19 protein-coding genes and 1 pseudogene are annotated in these 15,342 nt (G+C 60.2%); 6 read left to right on the top strand and 14 right to left on the bottom strand.

Annotated features, from left to right (window positions below; all coding sequences use genetic code 11):
- Window positions 1-7: 7 nt before the first annotated feature.
- The 7 genes from HX851_RS24935 to HX851_RS24905 all read right to left on the bottom strand — a co-directional run bounded on the left by HX851_RS24935 (window position 8) and on the right by HX851_RS24905 (window position 5,294).
- Window positions 8-2,176, bottom strand: coding sequence for a beta strand repeat-containing protein (locus HX851_RS24935; RefSeq protein WP_177066224.1), 2,169 nt, complete (start codon window positions 2,174-2,176; stop codon window positions 8-10).
- 11 nt (window positions 2,177-2,187) lie between these two features.
- Window positions 2,188-2,925: a PilW family protein gene (locus tag HX851_RS24930; RefSeq protein WP_177060540.1), complete on the bottom strand. Its 738-nt coding sequence runs from the start codon at window positions 2,923-2,925 to the stop codon at window positions 2,188-2,190.
- Entirely contained in the window at window positions 2,922-3,338 is a 417-nt protein-coding gene (locus tag HX851_RS45305) for a type IV pilus modification PilV family protein (RefSeq protein WP_177060538.1), read from the bottom strand. Before HX851_RS45305 ends, HX851_RS24930 begins: the two co-directional genes overlap by 4 nt.
- Window positions 3,322-3,786, bottom strand: coding sequence for a pilus assembly FimT family protein (locus tag HX851_RS24920; RefSeq protein ID WP_177060536.1), 465 nt, complete (start codon window positions 3,784-3,786; stop codon window positions 3,322-3,324). The genes HX851_RS45305 and HX851_RS24920 overlap by 17 nt, the downstream gene beginning before the upstream one ends.
- Complete coding sequence (locus tag HX851_RS24915) at window positions 3,786-4,247, bottom strand: type IV pilin protein (RefSeq protein WP_177060534.1); 462 nt, start codon at window positions 4,245-4,247, stop codon at window positions 3,786-3,788. Before HX851_RS24915 ends, HX851_RS24920 begins: the two co-directional genes overlap by 1 nt.
- Before the next feature lie 173 nt (window positions 4,248-4,420).
- Entirely contained in the window at window positions 4,421-4,660 is a 240-nt protein-coding gene (locus tag HX851_RS24910; protein ID WP_256262827.1) for a LysR substrate-binding domain-containing protein, read from the bottom strand.
- A gap of 172 nt (window positions 4,661-4,832) precedes the next feature.
- On the bottom strand, window positions 4,833-5,294 hold the full coding sequence (locus HX851_RS24905; protein ID WP_177060532.1) for a cysteine hydrolase family protein: 462 nt from the start codon (window positions 5,292-5,294) through the stop codon (window positions 4,833-4,835).
- Between the two features lie 459 nt (window positions 5,295-5,753).
- On the opposite strand from HX851_RS24905, the gene HX851_RS24900 reads away from it, so the two are divergent.
- The 3 genes from HX851_RS24900 to HX851_RS24890 all read left to right on the top strand — a co-directional run bounded on the left by HX851_RS24900 (window position 5,754) and on the right by HX851_RS24890 (window position 7,934).
- Window positions 5,754-6,500 (top strand): SDR family oxidoreductase, encoded by a 747-nt coding sequence (locus HX851_RS24900; RefSeq protein ID WP_177060530.1) that lies wholly within the window; start codon window positions 5,754-5,756, stop codon window positions 6,498-6,500.
- A gap of 12 nt (window positions 6,501-6,512) precedes the next feature.
- A complete protein-coding gene (locus HX851_RS24895) occupies window positions 6,513-7,367 on the top strand; it encodes a DJ-1/PfpI family protein (protein ID WP_177060528.1) in 855 nt (284 codons plus the stop codon).
- An 81-nt stretch (window positions 7,368-7,448) separates the two neighbouring features.
- A complete protein-coding gene (locus HX851_RS24890) occupies window positions 7,449-7,934 on the top strand; it encodes a YybH family protein (protein ID WP_177066223.1) in 486 nt (161 codons plus the stop codon).
- Window positions 7,935-7,969: 35 nt separating this feature from the next.
- Here the strand turns inward: HX851_RS24890 and HX851_RS24885 are convergent, their stop codons facing one another.
- Complete coding sequence (locus HX851_RS24885) at window positions 7,970-8,917, bottom strand: GlxA family transcriptional regulator (protein ID WP_177060525.1); 948 nt, start codon at window positions 8,915-8,917, stop codon at window positions 7,970-7,972.
- Window positions 8,918-9,162: 245 nt separating this feature from the next.
- Between HX851_RS24885 and HX851_RS24880 the strand changes: the two genes are divergently transcribed.
- Window positions 9,163-9,582, top strand: coding sequence for a Rid family hydrolase (locus HX851_RS24880; RefSeq protein WP_177060523.1), 420 nt, complete (start codon window positions 9,163-9,165; stop codon window positions 9,580-9,582).
- A gap of 255 nt (window positions 9,583-9,837) precedes the next feature.
- On the opposite strand, the gene HX851_RS24875 is transcribed toward HX851_RS24880, so the two are convergent.
- The gene (locus HX851_RS24875; RefSeq protein ID WP_177066222.1) at window positions 9,838-10,185 is read right to left on the bottom strand and encodes a DUF6124 family protein; all 348 of its coding nucleotides are present in this window, start codon (window positions 10,183-10,185) and stop codon (window positions 9,838-9,840) included.
- Window positions 10,186-10,549: 364 nt separating this feature from the next.
- Entirely contained in the window at window positions 10,550-10,789 is a 240-nt protein-coding gene (locus HX851_RS24870) for a hypothetical protein (protein ID WP_177066221.1), read from the bottom strand.
- A gap of 195 nt (window positions 10,790-10,984) precedes the next feature.
- On the opposite strand from HX851_RS24870, the gene HX851_RS24865 reads away from it, so the two are divergent.
- Window positions 10,985-11,581, top strand: a complete 597-nt coding sequence (locus HX851_RS24865; protein ID WP_177058617.1) for a hypothetical protein — start codon at window positions 10,985-10,987, stop codon at window positions 11,579-11,581.
- A gap of 1 nt (window position 11,582) precedes the next feature.
- Here the strand turns inward: HX851_RS24865 and HX851_RS45170 are convergent.
- From HX851_RS45170 to tnpA, 4 genes and pseudogenes are all read right to left on the bottom strand, one after another.
- A pseudogene (locus tag HX851_RS45170) lies at window positions 11,583-11,717 on the bottom strand (site-specific integrase); the annotation flags it as partial.
- Window positions 11,718-11,845: 128 nt separating this feature from the next.
- On the bottom strand, window positions 11,846-13,393 hold the full coding sequence (gene tnpC, locus HX851_RS24860) for an IS66 family transposase (RefSeq protein ID WP_177066220.1): 1,548 nt from the start codon (window positions 13,391-13,393) through the stop codon (window positions 11,846-11,848).
- Between the two features lie 62 nt (window positions 13,394-13,455).
- The gene (gene tnpB, locus HX851_RS45165; protein ID WP_146218524.1) at window positions 13,456-13,791 is read right to left on the bottom strand and encodes an IS66 family insertion sequence element accessory protein TnpB; all 336 of its coding nucleotides are present in this window, start codon (window positions 13,789-13,791) and stop codon (window positions 13,456-13,458) included.
- Window positions 13,788-14,105 carry an IS66-like element accessory protein TnpA gene (gene tnpA / locus HX851_RS24850; protein WP_177066219.1) on the bottom strand — a complete coding sequence of 106 codons (318 nt, stop codon included), beginning with the start codon at window positions 14,103-14,105 and terminating at the stop codon, window positions 13,788-13,790. Before tnpA ends, tnpB begins: the two co-directional genes overlap by 4 nt.
- Window positions 14,106-14,343: 238 nt before the next feature.
- Here tnpA and HX851_RS24845 point away from each other — a divergent pair, with 238 nt between their 5' ends.
- On the top strand, window positions 14,344-15,270 hold the full coding sequence (locus tag HX851_RS24845; RefSeq protein ID WP_177066218.1) for a 2-hydroxyacid dehydrogenase: 927 nt from the start codon (window positions 14,344-14,346) through the stop codon (window positions 15,268-15,270).
- Window positions 15,271-15,342: the final 72 nt, after the last annotated feature.

Raw genomic sequence — 15,342 nt, 5'->3', positions numbered from 1 at the left:
TCGCTGATCAATACGCCCGAACCCAGCGCACCTTCGTCGAGGCCTGGACCGCGCCACCACCGCCGCCGCCCGTGGGCGGGGTGGGGTTGGTGATGGTCTGATCGCCGGTCACCCCTGAAACGTCGATGGCGATGCCGCCCTGGGAAATGGTGGTGTTGCTGGCGCCGTTGTTGCCGGTGGACAGCGAGCCCTTGATATTGGTCGTGGCCCCCGAGGTGTTGACCAGGCCGCCGAGGATGACGTTGCCGTAGAGGGTCCAGCCGCTGGTGGCGAGGCCGCCGTTGGCTTCGATGGCGATATTGCCGATGGGCAGGCCGCTGTGGCTGACATTGGAGCTGTCGGTCCAGGAGGCCAGGGCCGGTGGCGTCGCGCTCTTGTTGCACAGGTTGGTCGGGTAGAACGAACCCGTGCACAGGTTCGAGTAGCCGGAGAAGTTCGGTGAGTACAAGGGCACCGCGCTGTTGCTGGTCAGGGTCACGTTGTTGGTGGAGAGCACCGTGTTGGTGAGCCGGCTCAGGCCTTGCACGCCATCGAGGGTGATATTGCCCTGGAACCAGAGCACGCCCGGCGGCAGGGCCTTGATTCCGGTGAAGGTCCAGCCGTTGGCGGGTGTCGCGCTGTTGCCGCAACTGCTGTTGCCGTAGTTGCAGGTCAGGAACGTTGTTCCCAGCAGGGTGCGCAGGTCGGTGGTCGCCAGGTTGTAGGGGCCCGTCGCTACCGCCGTGCCGGCGCTGGTCTTGACGTTCTGGATCTTCAGCATCGGCGTGTTGCCGTCGAAGTAGAACACGTAGTTGGCCTGGCTTTGCAGGGGCGTGACGTCCACCGGCGCGGCGGTGATGTTGCAGTACGGTATGCCGGGCAGGCCTGGTGAGGCGCCGACGACGTTCTGTGTCAGGTTCGCCAGCGCGGTGCCCGTATAGGCCGTGCCGTTCTGGTTGAGCACCTTGCCGGCGATCTGGCTGGTGGTGTTGAACGAGGGTGTGTTGTATTGCGTCACGCTCAGGTTGCCGCCGCCCTGGAACTGCCCCACTGTCGCGGTGAGGATCGATACGTCACTGTTGGCCTTGAGCGTGTTGTAAGTGGCGCTGTAGCCGCTCAACGCCAGAGTGTTGCCCCAGAAGGTACCGACGGTGGCGTTCTTGAAGTTGACGTCGCCGCCATAGATCGCGTTGTAGCTCAGGGAAATGCTGGCGGGCAGGGTGCCGGTCCCGGAGATCAACTGCGCGCCGCTGGTGGTGCTGATGACCCCGGCGGATTGGCTGGCCTTGCTCAGGTCCAGGGTATAGACCGTGCCATCGGCCAGGGTGATCAGGGCCGTGCCGGTGCTGGCGGCGGTGATCGAGTTGTCGGTGTTTTTCGTGCCGCCGACCAGGGCGCTGCCGATGGTCGATCCGGCCGACAGTACGTTGGCCTTGAACGCGCCGGCCTTGATCGACACATAGCTGCCGTCGGACTGAGTGATGTTGATGGACTTGGCGCCCACGGTGAGGTTGACCGGGGAACTGCTGGAGCTCATGGAAAAGGTGCCCTCGGTGTTGAGGGTCGCGTTGTCCGCGATACCGCCGCCGCTGAGGTTGATACCGCCCTTGGCACAGCCGGAGACATAGGCTTTCGAACCGTTGGAGATGGTCAGCACGCCGGTCACGGCGATGTTCGCCAGGGTCGTGCCGTTGGTGATCGACAGGTTGCCGCCGGTGTAGTTGAAGTTGCCATTGAACTGCAGGGCCGGTGGCAGGTTGCCACTGGGCGGCGTGGTCGCGGCGCTGGCCGGGGTCAGCACGTAGACCACCTGCAGGGTATTGGTCGCCAGGTTGTTGGTGGCGGTGATGGTCGCGGTGACCAGTGTGCTACCCGCGCTGGCGACCTTGGAAATGATCTGCGCGCTGAGCCCGCTGGCACTGATGGGCAGGTTGCCCGGCGTGACATTGGCCAGGGTGCTGTCCTGCAGCAGCTGGGCCTGCAGGTACAGGCGCACCCACTCCACGCCGCTCCACACCCGCGACTCCGCCGGCGAGATGGCATGGGCCGCCACTTGCTGCTGCTGGGCGCCACGTATGCCGTACATCATGCCCAGGGCGCTGACGGTCAGGGCCATGCCGACGAACAGGATCATCAGCGTGGCCGCCATGCCGCGTTGAGACGCGCGTGTCGATCCGGAAAACGAAGGGGCTGGCATCAAGCGCTCTGTCAGGAAGTGGGTTTTTCGAAGTTGATCAGACAGGCCGTTGCCTTGCTTTTGACGTAGGCGGGCTGGGGATCGCTGCTATTGGGGTCGAGCGTACTGTTGTTGGCGTTCAGGGTGACTTGCAGGCGCGAGGCGGTATTGGTGGTGTCGGTGGTCCGGCCATAGGGCCAGCAGGTGGCAAAGCCCACCGAGAACACGGCGCTGCCCTGGCCGGCCTCGATCAGCGGGGTGCTGGTCCAGGTCGTGCCGCCCCACTGCGACGAGGCCTGGGTACAACCGGCGGCGGCCTTGAGGCTGAGCAGGGCACCGTTGCTGATCAGCAGTCCGGCACAACCGGCGGTGGCCGTGGCGCTGGTCTGGTAGGACCAGACAATCGCGTTGCCGGTGATGCCGTTGGGGGACGCGCTGGTCAGGGTCGGAAAGCTGCTCTGGGCGGTGGCATTGCCGCTCAGGGTGCCGTTGCTCAGGAGGGCGCCGGACAGCAGCACGAAATTATTGTCGATATCGGTGCTGGCGCGCACGGTGGCGCTGCCACTCCAGAAGCCGGCATTCATCAGTTCGCGCTGGGCGGTCAGCAGGGCCGCCGCCACCTGGCCGTCTTGCCGGGCGCTCTGGATCGATGCCGCCGAGGTGTAGACCAGGTTTTTATACAACGAGAGCATGGCCAGGATGCTGATCAGGGAAATGGCCGTGCCGACCATCAGGCTGATCAGCGTGAAGCCTTCTTGCCCACGGCTCATGACTCGTCGCCCACGCGGATGACACCGCCAAAAATGCTGCTGTCCTGGGCGCGGGTGGTCAGCACCACGGCGCTCTGCGGCGTCCCGCCGGTGAGGGTGCTGGTGCCGACGGTGACGGCCGGGGCGCTGGTGCAGGTTGCAACGATCGGCAGCGGGCTGGTCTGGGTGGGGATGGAGACGACGAGCAAGGCGGCGTTGGTCGAGCACAGCAGCGCGCCGTTCTGCTCCAGCAGGCTGCGCATCTGGCTGACCACGATATTCTGCAGCTTCATGTCACGCTGGCTGACCGCCGCCCGCGACGCGGCATAGGTGATGCCCAGGCCGATGATCGACATCAGCAGGATACCGACCAGGGATTCGAGCAGGACATCGCCCCGTTGTCGCCAGGGGCGCGGCTTAGATGAGCGGGACATCGACTGAACTCTCACTGCCCGCCGTGACCTGCAACGTACTGGTGGTACAGGCGCTGGAACTGACCGCCAGGCCCCGGTTGCTGAAGGCCACGCAAGCCAGGTCGACACCCGCGGCCTTGATGCTGGCTGCCGCCGGGAGCGGGCTACTCCATAAGGGCTGCGTGGTTGTGGCGCAGTCGATGGCCTGTCCCGCAGTGAGCCGGAACAGATTGAGGTTCTGCCCGGAACGACAGAGCACGGCGGCGGGCGCGCTGTCCTGCACGGCGCCCTGGTTGCGCAGGGCGATGGCCTTGGTGCGACTGATCCCTTGCTTGAGCAGGCCGGCGGCATCGCGCTGATAGGCGCTGTTGGTCCATGACTGAGTCAACGGCACCCCCACGAACAGCAGGAGGCCGAACAGGGTAATGGTGATCATCAGCTCGATCAGCGTGAAGCCGCGGCAGCGCATTACAACCAGTTGCCGTTATACGAACTGCACGAGGCGATGCTGCGGGTGTTGTCCTGGGTCAGCGTGATTGTGCAGCCATTGACATTGCCGCTGGTGCCTGTGGCGGTCACGGTGTAGGTGGTCGCGTTGGAACTGAGCGAGTAGCTGAACTTGCTCGACTGGCTCGGCTGCCAGCCTGATGCCGGGGCGGTGCAAGGCGAGGCACTACTGGCCAGCACGCACTGGATCTGCGTCGTGCCGCTGGCACCGGAGGCCGGGTACACCAACTGCTTCTGGTAGAAGTTTTCCAGGTTGAGACTCAACGCGACCAGGTCGGACTCGGCGGCCTTGATATTGCTCTTGGTGACGTAGCTGCTGTAGGCGGGCACGGCGATGGCGGCGAGGATCGCGACAATGGCGACGGTGACCAGCATTTCTATCAGCGTGAAGCCGGCTTGTTTTCTGCTGTGTTTCGTCGACATGTGAATGATGCTTTTCCAGTGCCCCAATGCGTAGGCTGCATTATGACATCATTGAGTAACAGTTCGGTGACCGGACCCTCATGAAGGGGCGAACCTGAACAATCTTTCATGGTCGACGCTGTTCCGGGCACTCCCGTTGACTTGCATCAGTCCGTTGCATGGTTGGAAAGCGCCTACGAGCGACTTGCCAGCGTCGATTGGAAGCGTTCGGCCAGCCAGTCGATAAATACCCTGACCCGATGGCTCAGGTAGCGATTGGGCGCGTAGACCACATGGAAGGGGTAGGGCGCCGGTCGCCAGGCTTCGAGGAATGGGACCAGGGCGCCGCTGTCGATGTGCTTTTGCACCGTGTAGCCGAAGGTGTGGATGATCCCCAGCCCGGCGAGGGCGGCGGCGACATGGGCATTGCGCAATCCCGTGTCGACTTCCTCCAGATCCCGCAGCAGGCGAGCGGTCTGCTTGGTTGCTGGATCTGCAACCGCGCAATATCCGCGTCAATGTGATCAGCCCGGGGCCGGTGCATACCGAAGGGCTGGGCGAGCCGGGGGAGATTGCCAAGGCGGCGGATAGTCGATGTTGCTGTCGTTACAAATCCTGGGAGCGCACCGTGTGCTTGAAGTGATGTTCCCAGAGCCGTGTTCCCAATCCACCGCTGCGATCCAGTGACGAGCCGACCGTCAGGTCGGTGATCAACGTCGGTTGCAATCCTGCATCGAACAGCGCGAAGCCGGCGGCGAGGCAGCAGGTTTCTGTCTGCAGGCCACAGACCAGGACTCGCTCGACCTCCAGGCCTTTCAGGTACGCGATGGTTGCCGGTGACGGGGCGTAGCCATGCTTGATGAAGATGCGGTCGGCCGGCACCAGGCTGTCGTCGTCCGGTGCCGGGTGCCAACCGAGCTGGCGCTGGAACGGGGTGATCGATTCGTCGTGACGCTCGACGGTGGCGACGCTGGGCATGCGGCCGATCAGGTCCATGATGCCGTCGACCAGCCATGGCGGCGGGGAGAAGCTGGGTTGCACATCGATGATCAACAGGGCTTGGCGCATGGGGTATTCCTGGGCGGCGTTCACGTCGGAAAGGATTGACGCATAACCCTGGTGATCGGTTCAACCCGATGAGTGTCTTCATGCCCTCCCTGGCCTGACGCAGGGTCAGTGTGGCCCTTCGAGGCCTGGAAAAAGCCCAGCTTATGCTGGGCTTGTTTGTTTTTGTCATCTGCTGACATCAACGCCGAGACGTACTCGCCAGTGTATGAGATGGCACGCCTGTCGAATTGTCGAGGGCCTCTGGAGGCTGTCCAGAGGGTTCGCACCAGATCACTGACAGGGGCGAGGATCGTGTCAGGTCGAACCTTTTCAGTGGCGTTTTTTGAGGGTTATACGGCCTTTACGCCAATCAGGTCCCGTTTCCATAATTTGCCCAGGAAATCGAGCGCAGAAATGCGCGCAGACGTGATTGCGCGGCTTTCGGCTTGATCAATCACGAGGCAGAGAAGGGGACAAAAGATGAGGCTCAAGAACAAATCGGTGTTGATCACCGGCGGGACCAGCGGCATCGGTCTCGCCACGGCCAGACTGTTCATCGCGGAAGGCGCGCGGGTCGCGGTGACCGGTCGCGATGCTGCGGTGTTTGAAGGGGTGCAGGCCGAGCTGGGCGACAACGCGCTGGTGCTCCAGGGCGATGTGCGTTCGCTCAAGGACATGCGGGCGATTGCCGCCGTGGTGAAGGAACGGTTCGGCGGTCTGGACGTGGTGTTTGCCAACGCCGGTCGAGCCTTCCCGTCCGCACTCGACGACATCGACGACGACCTCTATGACGAGATCATGGACATCAACGTCAAGGGCGTGGTGGTCACGCTGCAGGCGGTGCTGCCTGACTTGCGAGAGGGCGCTTCGGTGATTCTCAACACCTCGTTCGTCGCGCAGACCGGCAAGCATGGCATCTCCCTGACGGCGGCGGCGAAGGCAGCCGTGCGCTCACTGGCCCGCAGTTGGTCATACGAATTTCTCGAGCGGAAAATCCGCTTCAATGCGATTGCTCCCGGTGCGATGGACACGCCGCTGATCAGCAAGTGGGGCATGTCCGAGGAGTGGGTTCGCAACTGCAAGGCCGAGCTTGCCCAAGCCATCCCGGTAGGCCATATGGGCCGGGCCGAGGACATTGCCTACGCGGCGCTCTATCTGGCCAGCGACGAATCCTCCTATGTGGTCGGCACCGAACTGGTGGTCGACGGCGGCGCCTCGCAACTTTAAGGAGCAGTTATCGTGACCGACCCTAACGAAAACAACACCACGGGCGAGCGGCCGATCAGCACGGGCAGTTCCCGCCGCGATGTACTCAAGTTCGGCGGCATCGTCACCCTCGGTTCCCTCCTGGGCGGCGGAGCGCTGCTTGGCCACGCCACCTCCGCGCTCGCGCAGGCGGGCGGCGGAGCGGAGCTGGCGCCGAACGAACCCCTGAATATTCTGATCGTGAACTACGATGGCGGCACGCTGCTCGACTTCGCCGGCCCCAGCGAAATTTTCCACCGGCTGCCGAATACCAACGTGCGGTATGCGAGCCTCAATGGCGGCAACGTGACCCTCGAATTCGGGGTCGTGTATGGCAATACCGAACGCCTGGCCGACATTGAAAAGACCGACCTGATCCTGGTGCCCGGCGGGTCTGATCTGTCGGCGCCGATGCGACCGGAGTACCTGGCACAGATCCGCCGTCTGGCTGAAAGCGCCAGGCATGTGACGTCGGTCTGCAACGGATCGCTGGTGCTTGCCGCGACGGGGATTCTCAAGGGCAAGCGCAGCGCCTGCCATTGGGCCTTCGTCAACAAGCTGACCGAATACGGCGCCATCGCCGTTCCGGATCGCTTCGTGGAAGACGACAACGGTCGGTTCATGAGCGGCGGCGGCGTGACCGCGGGCATCGACTTTGCCCTTCGTGTGGCCGCGAAACTGCGCGGTCAACAGGCCGCCGAGTTCACCCAGCTCGCGATCGAATATGACCCCGCTCCGCCGTTCCATTCCGGTCATCCCCGGGAGGCTCGGCCAGAAGTCATCGCGATGGTCGACAAAGTATTGCCTAACGCATCCAAGGGACTCGCACGAATCCCCGGCGTTCGCTGAAGCGCTCGCAGGCCATGTCGGCTGCACCTGCCCAAGCGGGTGCGGCCCTCTTCACTTCAAGCCCATATCGGAAATCATCAGATGCGACAGATACGTCTTTGCACGGCTGCCCTTGCCGTCGGCTTCTCCCTTTTCGCCTTTACCCTGCCGGCAACGGCCGCTGACCCGCAGCGCCCGCCCGAAGCGGCCATCAAGGCCGAGAACGCACGGTGGGCGCAGGCCTTCGCGCGAGGTGACTATGAGGCGATAGGTCGCCTCTACACGGCAGAGGGCGCACTGTTGCCGCCCGGTGGCGCCAAAGTCAGCGGTGCCAGCGCGATCACCGCCTACTTCACCCAGGGGTATGCCGGAACCCAGCCGGGCAGCGTTTCTTTCAGCAACTACGAGTTCTACGGTGACGATCAAGCGGTTACCGAAATCTCGGATGCCGAGGTCCGTGATCACAGTGGCAAGGTCAGTTTTCGCGGTAAGCAGGTCCTGGTTTTCCTGAAACAGGGTGGCGTCTGGAAACTGCACCGCGATATGTGGAGTGACTACGGCCCGCTGAAAGCTGACGCTCAGCAGTGACCCCGACGGCCGCCGACCAGGCGGCCGTCAATCCATCAGCGCTCACCGCTCAATCGACTCTCGCGGCGGACCGATTGCGGCGGATGCCCATGCAGTTTGACGAAGGCCCTGCGCATCCGTTCCGGATCGGTGAAGCCCACCGCCAGGGCAATCTGCTCGATCGGCTCGCTACCGTCGCGCAGGCGCAGACACGCCGCTTCAACGCGCAAGCGCTCGACCGCCCGGGCCGGCGTTTCACCGGTTTCCCGGCGAAAGGCGCGGCCGAATTGGCGCAGACTCAATCGGGCGGCATCGGCGAGTCGCTCGACGGGCAGCGCCTCGGCCAGATGTTCCCGGGCGAAATTCAGCGCCATGCGGATGCGATCCGACTCCGGCTCCATCTGCGACATGGCGGAAAATTGCGACTGGCCTCCGGGTCGACGATAGGGCACTACCAGCAGCCTGGCGGTCGCCCGCGCCACCTCCACGCCCATATCCCGCTCGATCATGGCGAGCGCCAGATCGATGCCGGCGGCGATACCGGCTGACGTCCAGATACGTCCGTCGGCGATATAAATACTGTTCCCCTCGACCTTGATGCCCGGGAAGCGCGACTGCAATTGAGCGGCATAGAGCCAGTGCGTGGTGGCCCGGCGACCGTCGAGCAAACCGGTTTCCGCCAACAGAAATGCCCCCGTACACACACTGCCCACCCGCGAGGCCTTGGCCCCCAGTTTCTTGGCGGCGGCGATGTTTTCCGGTGTCCGCATCGGCTCGATATCGCCACCGATAAACAGGACGGTATCAAAGGTGTGCTTGCCTACCGGCCTGGTCTCGATCGGCAGGCCCGTATTGCCAATAACCGGGCCTCCCGCCTGCGAGATGACATGCAGCTCATAGGGGTTATGGCCCGCGGCTGCGGCTGCCTGATTGAACGCCGAAAGAGGACCGCCAAGATCAAGAGCGTCATGGCCATGGCAAACGAAGAATCCAACGCGATGCATGATGAGATCACTCGAAAGCTGGGAAGGCGTGTTTCAAGGGAAAAGCGTGTATGGCGCCATGGTAAGTCATTCTTTCAGGGGGGAGAGGCGGCAGAACGTGATATGGCCTGAAGTGAGGGAAAAACGTCGTTTGTGGCTTTTGCCATCGAACGTAGAGTCGCTGGTCTGAACGGCGCCAGCCCGTCATCTCATTGAGATACGACGCTCAGCTCCGTTCGACGCAAACCAGAACAAGGACCTGAGACATGACCAAGAAAGTGCTTGAGATCCCGGCGGATCACCCGATGTTTGCAGCGACCCATGGCGGCTATGAAAGTTACGGCTACTCGCCCGCCGTTCGCGCGGGAAACCTGCTTTTCATTGCTGGTGAAGTCGGCTTCCGTCCCGATGGCTCGATTCCCGAGAGCGTTGCCGAACAGACCGAGGTGGCGCTGGAGCGGACAAAGGAAATCCTCCGCTTGCAGGGGCTGACGATGGCCGATCTGGTCGAAGTGGTGAGCTATCACGTCAACCTGAAAGACACGGTCGACGAGTTCCTGCCGGTCAAGGCCCGCTACACCGAACGCCCGTTCCCGGCCTGGTCGATCATTGGGGTTGAGGCGTTGGCGCTGCCGCAATTGAAGATCGAGATTCGCAGTGTGGCGGTTTTTCCGGAGGGGAAATAGTTTGGATTTATCTATCGATCAGCCGGGCCTTGACGCCGGGCTGATCGGGGGCCGGAACACTCTCGCTCACGACTTGCTGAGTCACGGTGAGCGGGTCAAGTTCCGGATGTTGGATGACATGGCTCTGTTGGCGCAGGTGGCGCGGTTTTAGGCGGTTTGGCCGCTGGCGAGAGGCAAAATGGGGACAGATTTATTTATGGCCGCCATACAGCGTAGGGAGAAGCCCTGCCTCTCCCTATACAGGCCACGTCCTCGTTAGCTTGCCACTCTCGCCGGCTCGTCCTCTATCACCGAGTCCACCAACCCAAGCGCCAGTTCGATCAGATGCACGACACCCATCGCCACCTTGCGGTTTACACCTGTGAGGTTGTCGGCGTGTTCATAAGCCGTGGCGGCGGCGGATTCAAGAATTGAGCTGGCGTTCACCAGGGCTTCTTCGCGATGTTGAGCGTCTGGCGCCGAACGTCGTTTTGTCGTGCTGCTTGAACGTTTCGACGTACCGCCTTCCGGCAAATCGTAGTGAGCCAGCGCTCGTTCGATAGCTTGCGGGTCGATGATGGCAGCGTCGATTGAGGCAGGCGGGTTGGGTGTGACTTTGAACATTGGGTAACTCCTAACGTAGGTTAGAGCCGCCAATATCACTGCTAAATGATGGGTGGCGGCCGTACGCAGGTTAGCAGACCGGTACGTTAGGAAACCGGCGCACCCGAAGATGCCCTGCGCACAGCCACCATAAAACTCCGGGCATGAAAAAGCGCCGGCTAGAGAGGTGGCGCTGTGCGCCTAACGATTTCCGGGCTGCTAAACCCGATCACTGATTGGCAGTGATGGGCCGAGACTAGTCAGCGGAATGGGCAGGCGCAAGCGAACGAGAGTTTCTAGGAAATTTCAGGCGAGGGAAAGGGAGGCGTCTTGCTGGGTAGCAAAATCTACCCAGGGAGTGAGCGGCGAAATCAGTTCACCGCCATCACGCCAACTGCTTCAACTTCGCCTCCACGGCATCGTCAAAGATGATGTAGAGCGCTTCGATCTCGGCTGGCCGCAGGCACCTGGCGCTTTCCAGGCCGCCGATCAGGGTGATCTGGATGGCCCGCTCAGCTTCCACGTCCGCGACGGTGCTGGTGGCATTGAGGGCCCGGACCAGGTCGTTGATCGGGTCGCGGATGGGTTTTGGAAGCCGTAACAGGTCGAGCCTTTCTTGTGGCATGTCTTCCTTACCCCTGATTCGTTCGGACACAAAAAAGTCACTTCGCGAATCGCTCATGACTTTGAAAACTATTCGAGGGTGTCGCTTGAATTAAGTTGTTACGTTATTTTTAAAATAAAAATGAACTATTTTAAATTCCTATACTAGTGTCAGATTGCTATCCCTTCTTGATGCTCTTAAAAATGGAGTGCGATCATGGTTAAGATTTTTAAGGTCTTGGCTGTAGGACTGATCGGAGGTGTCTCCGGTTGCTCGCTATTTACACCTCCACAAGAGCAACCTGTTATCGAGGAAAAGCTCAACTCTAGCTTTTTATGGAAGGCAAAAGTTGGCACTCTCTCACTTACCCCTGACCGCCGCGTGGTATTGGTTAACTTTGATAGTGGGAGATTCTGCGCTGAGGCTCCAACTGAAGTAGGAAGTGATCTTTCTAGAGCCTTCAAAGCTGTCGCGGAAGCTGACATTCCTGCTGAGGTTAAAGCGAACGTAGGCATGGCAACGGCAATTTCAAGCAGTAACTCTGTTTTAAACCATCGTACGCAAGGAATGCAGTTGTTTCTGGCCAACTCCTATTTTGTCTGTCAGATGTATATGAATAATGCGATAAGCCCGCAAGAACTTCTGGCGTATCAAAAACAGGTTTTTGATGCCGCAGCCATCATAATAAAAGCGGAGATTCCCTATCTGTACAAGCAAGCGGCAACGGAGGCCATAAGTAGCCCTAGAAAGGATCCTGTTGACGTTTTGAAAACACTAAAGGAAATAGATGCCTTAAAACCGAGTACGAATTGAGTCAGAGGATTTTCCTTGATTTATCTGTAGTTCCCATAAAAGCTAACTCTGCCTTGCTACCTGCTGCGCTATCTGCGGCAGGCATCCACCTGCCATAAACCCTAGCAATCATAGTCCAGTCTGTGTGGCCCATCTGTAACCGTCCGGCCAAGTCATCTACCGAACTCCAGCATTAAGGACGATGGTGTCCGCGCTGCGACCCGCATTTATTCCGTTACCCATGCAGCTGGCCTGTAAGCGTCCGCCGAAGTCACCTTGCGTGACTCAGGCCGGCACCCACCGATGCGGCAGCAGTTGATCAATCTCACTGGCACGCTGCGTTGGCAGCCGCGTCAGCACATCTTTGAGATAGGCATATGGCTCATGCCCATTCATGCGCGCCGACTGGATCAAACTCATGATCGCCGCTGCTCGTTTGCCGCTGCGCAGTGAACCGGCGAACAACCAGTTGGAGCGGCCGAGTGCCCACGGCCGTATCTGGTTTTCCACTGGATTATTATCTATGGGCACAGCACCGTCCTCGATATATCGAGCCAGTGCGCCCCAGCGCTTGAGGCTGTAATCCAGAGCTTTGGCGATAGCCGAGCCTTCGGGCACAAAGTCGCGCTGGGCCAGCATCCAGGTATGCAGTGCGTCGATAAGGGGCGCCGCTTTTTCCTGACGTATTCGCCAGCGATCCTCGTCGGTCATTTCCCGCGCTTGCCGTTCGATTTCATACAACCCGCCAATTGAGTGCAGCGCCTGTTCGGCCAGTTGGCTTTTATTCGTCGCATGCAGATCGAAGAACTTGCGGCGGGCATGGGCCATGCAGCCGATTTCGGTGATGCCTTGTTGAAAGCTTGCTTTGTAGCCGGCGAAATCATCGCAAACCAGCTTGCCGTTCCATTGCCCAAGGAAGTTGCGTGCATGCTCACCCGCACGGCTCGGGCTGAAGTCGTAAACCACTGCTTTAAGTGCCGAAAACGGCGTTGTGCAGTAGGCCCAGACATAAGCACGATGGGTTTTCTTTTCGCCCGGCGCGAGCATCTGCACTGGGGTTTCGTCTGCGTGAATCACGCCTTGGGCAAGTACCGTTTCACGCAGCGCGTCGACCAAGGGCTGGAGTTGCACGCCGGTTTGGCCGACCCATTGCGCCAGTGTCGAGCGGGCGATAGCCAGGCCGGCGCGGCCAAAGATTTTCTCTTGGCGATACAGGGGCAAATGGTAGGCGAATTTGGCCACCATCACGTGAGCCAGCAGCCCTGCGGTCGGTATGCCCTTGTCGATTACCTGGGCCGGAACCGGTGCCTGAGTCAGCGTTTCACACTCGCGGCAGACCCATTTCCCGCGCACATGCTGCTCCACGGTGAACACGCCCGGCGTGTAATCGAGCTTTTCGCTGACGTCTTCACCGATCCGCTGGAGCTGGCATCCGCAGGGGCATTGGGTGTTGTCTGGTTCGTGATAAATCACGGTACGCGGAAACTGCGCAGGCAATGGAACACGCCTGGGCTGCTTGCGTGGCTCGGCCGGCGCAGCCGGCGGATTCAAAGCCTTCAGCTCGGCTTCAATGGCCGCGATGTCTGTGTCGAGCAGGTCATCGAGCAGGCTGCCTTGAGCAGGGCTTAATTGCTCACTGCGCTTAGCAAACTTGTTACGTTTGAACCAGGCGATTTCGTGGGTGAGTTGCTCGATGATGGTTTGGTCGCGGTCATTCTTCTTGCCCATCCTGTCGACTTGCTGTCCGAGCGAATCAACCTGGGACAGCAACTGCGCCGCGAAGGCGCGCAGTTGGTCGGGGCTCATCTGATCGAGATTGGGTGAGGAAGTCATGCCCTGGATTTTACCAAAGCAGGTCGTTTGCGGCAGTAGGCCAAGGAGCTAATTACAGCTTTTTAAAGCAGTGTGATTACACCGCCAGCCCCAACACGCTGCCAAGGTAGGCCGAGCACCAACGCTTGAAGTTGCTCGGTATCCAGTTCTATCTCGCAGCCTTGTCGAATGCCGGGCCAGTGAAACTTTCCTTGGTTCAATCGGCGAGCAGCCAGCCAGACTCCAAACCCGTCATGCACCAGCACTTTCATACGAGTGGCGCGGCGGTTGGCAAACAGATAAGCGCAGTGCGGCTTCGCCGCACCGAACACCGCGATCACCCTGGCCAGCGCAGTTTCAGTGCCGGCACGCATGTCCATGGGCTCGGTGGCAAGCCAGATGGCGTCGATGCGAATCATTGTGTGAGTCCACGGACAAAGCGGGCGCAGCCTTCAGGATCAGACGTTGGCCATTTCACTGACATCGATTGCTCGCCAAATTGCAGCTCAATAATCGCCGACCCTTCTGCCTGCCGTTTGGGTGTAGCTCTCAATGGAACGAAAGCCGGCAAAGCCGCTGGAGGTTGATCTCGGTAAAGCGGTAGCCACTTGCGGATCACGTTGGCGTTGATGCCGTGGCTGATGGCGACGCTGGATAGGGTTGCGCCCGGTTGCAGGCATTCCTGAACAACCTGGGCCTTGAAGGGTTTCGGGTAAGAGCTTCGTTGGCGCATGGAAATCCTGACGTTAAGGGCGATCGCGTCCGCTTAAAAATACGCGGACACCATCGCCCTTAATGCTGGAGTTCGGAAGGTGACTTCCCCAGCCGCTTACGCTGGCCTTGCCGTTTTCAACTAACTGGCTACCTACTTGAGGTCGGAATATAGCGCAAGAAATGTGTTGTTATCGCAGGAGGTAACTCGTGAGTAGGCACAGCATCATGACGCTTTCCTTCCTCATTCGGAGCGGCCGATGTGCATCCTTTACATGGCGAACCCTAAGGTCTCAGCAGCATGGCGTGCAGCGTTCTCGCGAACGCTTCCCGAAATGGATTTCCGGGAATGGCCTGACATAGGCAACCCTGATGAAGTCCACTATCTGATCACGTGGGAAGGCAATCTGGATGTGATCAACATGCTCCCGAACCTACGCGCGGTATATGCAGCAGGAGCAGGCGTAGACCAGTTCGATATGTCAAATTTTCCAAAGGGACTGAGGTTAATCAGGCTGGTTGACGAGTCGATGGCCGACATCATGGCCGAGTATGTCCTCTTTGCCGTCTTGGCCCTCCACAGAGACATGCTGATCTATCGCCAACATCAGATTGAGAAAGCCTGGGATCCACGCGCGATCGTGCCCGCTGCCAAGCGGCGGGTTGGCGTCATGGGAGCGGGGCAGTTAGGACTGACCACCCTGAAGAAACTGGAGGCGTTGGGATTCCAGTTCTGCGCCTGGAATCGCTCTTTGAAGACCGTACCGGGTGGTCAATGCTTCGTCGGAAACGCACAGTTGGGGGATTTCCTGGCGCAGTGCGACATCCTAGTCAACCTGTTGCCTTTGACGGCTGAAACCAGCGGTATTTTTAATAAGGATCTCTTCAGACAATTGCCTCGCGGTGCCGGGCTGGTGAACGTCGGTCGAGGCGCTCACCTTGTCGAGGATGACCTCCTTGATGCGCTTGAAGACGGCACGCTGGGCGGAGCAGTCCTGGACGTGTTCACTACCGAGCCTCCGGAACAACATCATCCGTTCTGGACACATCCCCGGATTTTGGTAACCCCTCATATCGCCAGCAACGTGCAAGTCGAAGGTTCTGTAGCGATCATCGCGCAGAACATGGAACGTGAGGCCTTGGGCATGGAACCACTCAACGTCGTAGATACGGCAAGGGGCTACTGAGCTGCATCTGGCGCAGGCTCCGCATTGGAGTCGTGCGCCTCGCCATTCCCGAAGCAGGCCTGTATCGAGTCC

The organism is Pseudomonas gingeri, assembly GCF_013385635.1.
In the GTDB taxonomy this organism is placed as follows: Bacteria; Pseudomonadota; Gammaproteobacteria; order Pseudomonadales; family Pseudomonadaceae; genus Aquipseudomonas; species Aquipseudomonas gingeri_A.
This window is presented reverse-complemented; position numbering and strand designations above follow the sequence as displayed.

Coding starts and splice junctions, on each gene's coding strand:
- HX851_RS24900 (WP_177060530.1), top strand. CDS start 5,754: ATGAGGCTCAAGAACAAATCGGTGTTGATCACCGGCGGGACCAGCGGC.
- HX851_RS24885 (WP_177060525.1), bottom strand. CDS start 8,917: ATGCATCGCGTTGGATTCTTCGTTTGCCATGGCCATGACGCTCTTGAT.
- HX851_RS45305 (WP_177060538.1), bottom strand. CDS start 3,338: ATGTCCCGCTCATCTAAGCCGCGCCCCTGGCGACAACGGGGCGATGTC.
- HX851_RS24890 (WP_177066223.1), top strand. CDS start 7,449: ATGCGACAGATACGTCTTTGCACGGCTGCCCTTGCCGTCGGCTTCTCC.
- HX851_RS24905 (WP_177060532.1), bottom strand. CDS start 5,294: ATGCGCCAAGCCCTGTTGATCATCGATGTGCAACCCAGCTTCTCCCCG.
- HX851_RS24865 (WP_177058617.1), top strand. CDS start 10,985: ATGGTTAAGATTTTTAAGGTCTTGGCTGTAGGACTGATCGGAGGTGTC.
- tnpC (WP_177066220.1), bottom strand. CDS start 13,393: ATGACTTCCTCACCCAATCTCGATCAGATGAGCCCCGACCAACTGCGC.
- HX851_RS24870 (WP_177066221.1), bottom strand. CDS start 10,789: ATGCCACAAGAAAGGCTCGACCTGTTACGGCTTCCAAAACCCATCCGC.
- HX851_RS24930 (WP_177060540.1), bottom strand. CDS start 2,925: ATGAGCCGTGGGCAAGAAGGCTTCACGCTGATCAGCCTGATGGTCGGC.
- HX851_RS24915 (WP_177060534.1), bottom strand. CDS start 4,247: ATGTCGACGAAACACAGCAGAAAACAAGCCGGCTTCACGCTGATAGAA.
- HX851_RS24875 (WP_177066222.1), bottom strand. CDS start 10,185: ATGTTCAAAGTCACACCCAACCCGCCTGCCTCAATCGACGCTGCCATC.
- HX851_RS24920 (WP_177060536.1), bottom strand. CDS start 3,786: ATGCGCTGCCGCGGCTTCACGCTGATCGAGCTGATGATCACCATTACC.
- tnpA (WP_177066219.1), bottom strand. CDS start 14,105: ATGCGCCAACGAAGCTCTTACCCGAAACCCTTCAAGGCCCAGGTTGTT.
- HX851_RS24845 (WP_177066218.1), top strand. CDS start 14,344: ATGTGCATCCTTTACATGGCGAACCCTAAGGTCTCAGCAGCATGGCGT.
- HX851_RS24880 (WP_177060523.1), top strand. CDS start 9,163: ATGACCAAGAAAGTGCTTGAGATCCCGGCGGATCACCCGATGTTTGCA.
- HX851_RS24935 (WP_177066224.1), bottom strand. CDS start 2,176: ATGCCAGCCCCTTCGTTTTCCGGATCGACACGCGCGTCTCAACGCGGC.
- tnpB (WP_146218524.1), bottom strand. CDS start 13,791: ATGATTCGCATCGACGCCATCTGGCTTGCCACCGAGCCCATGGACATG.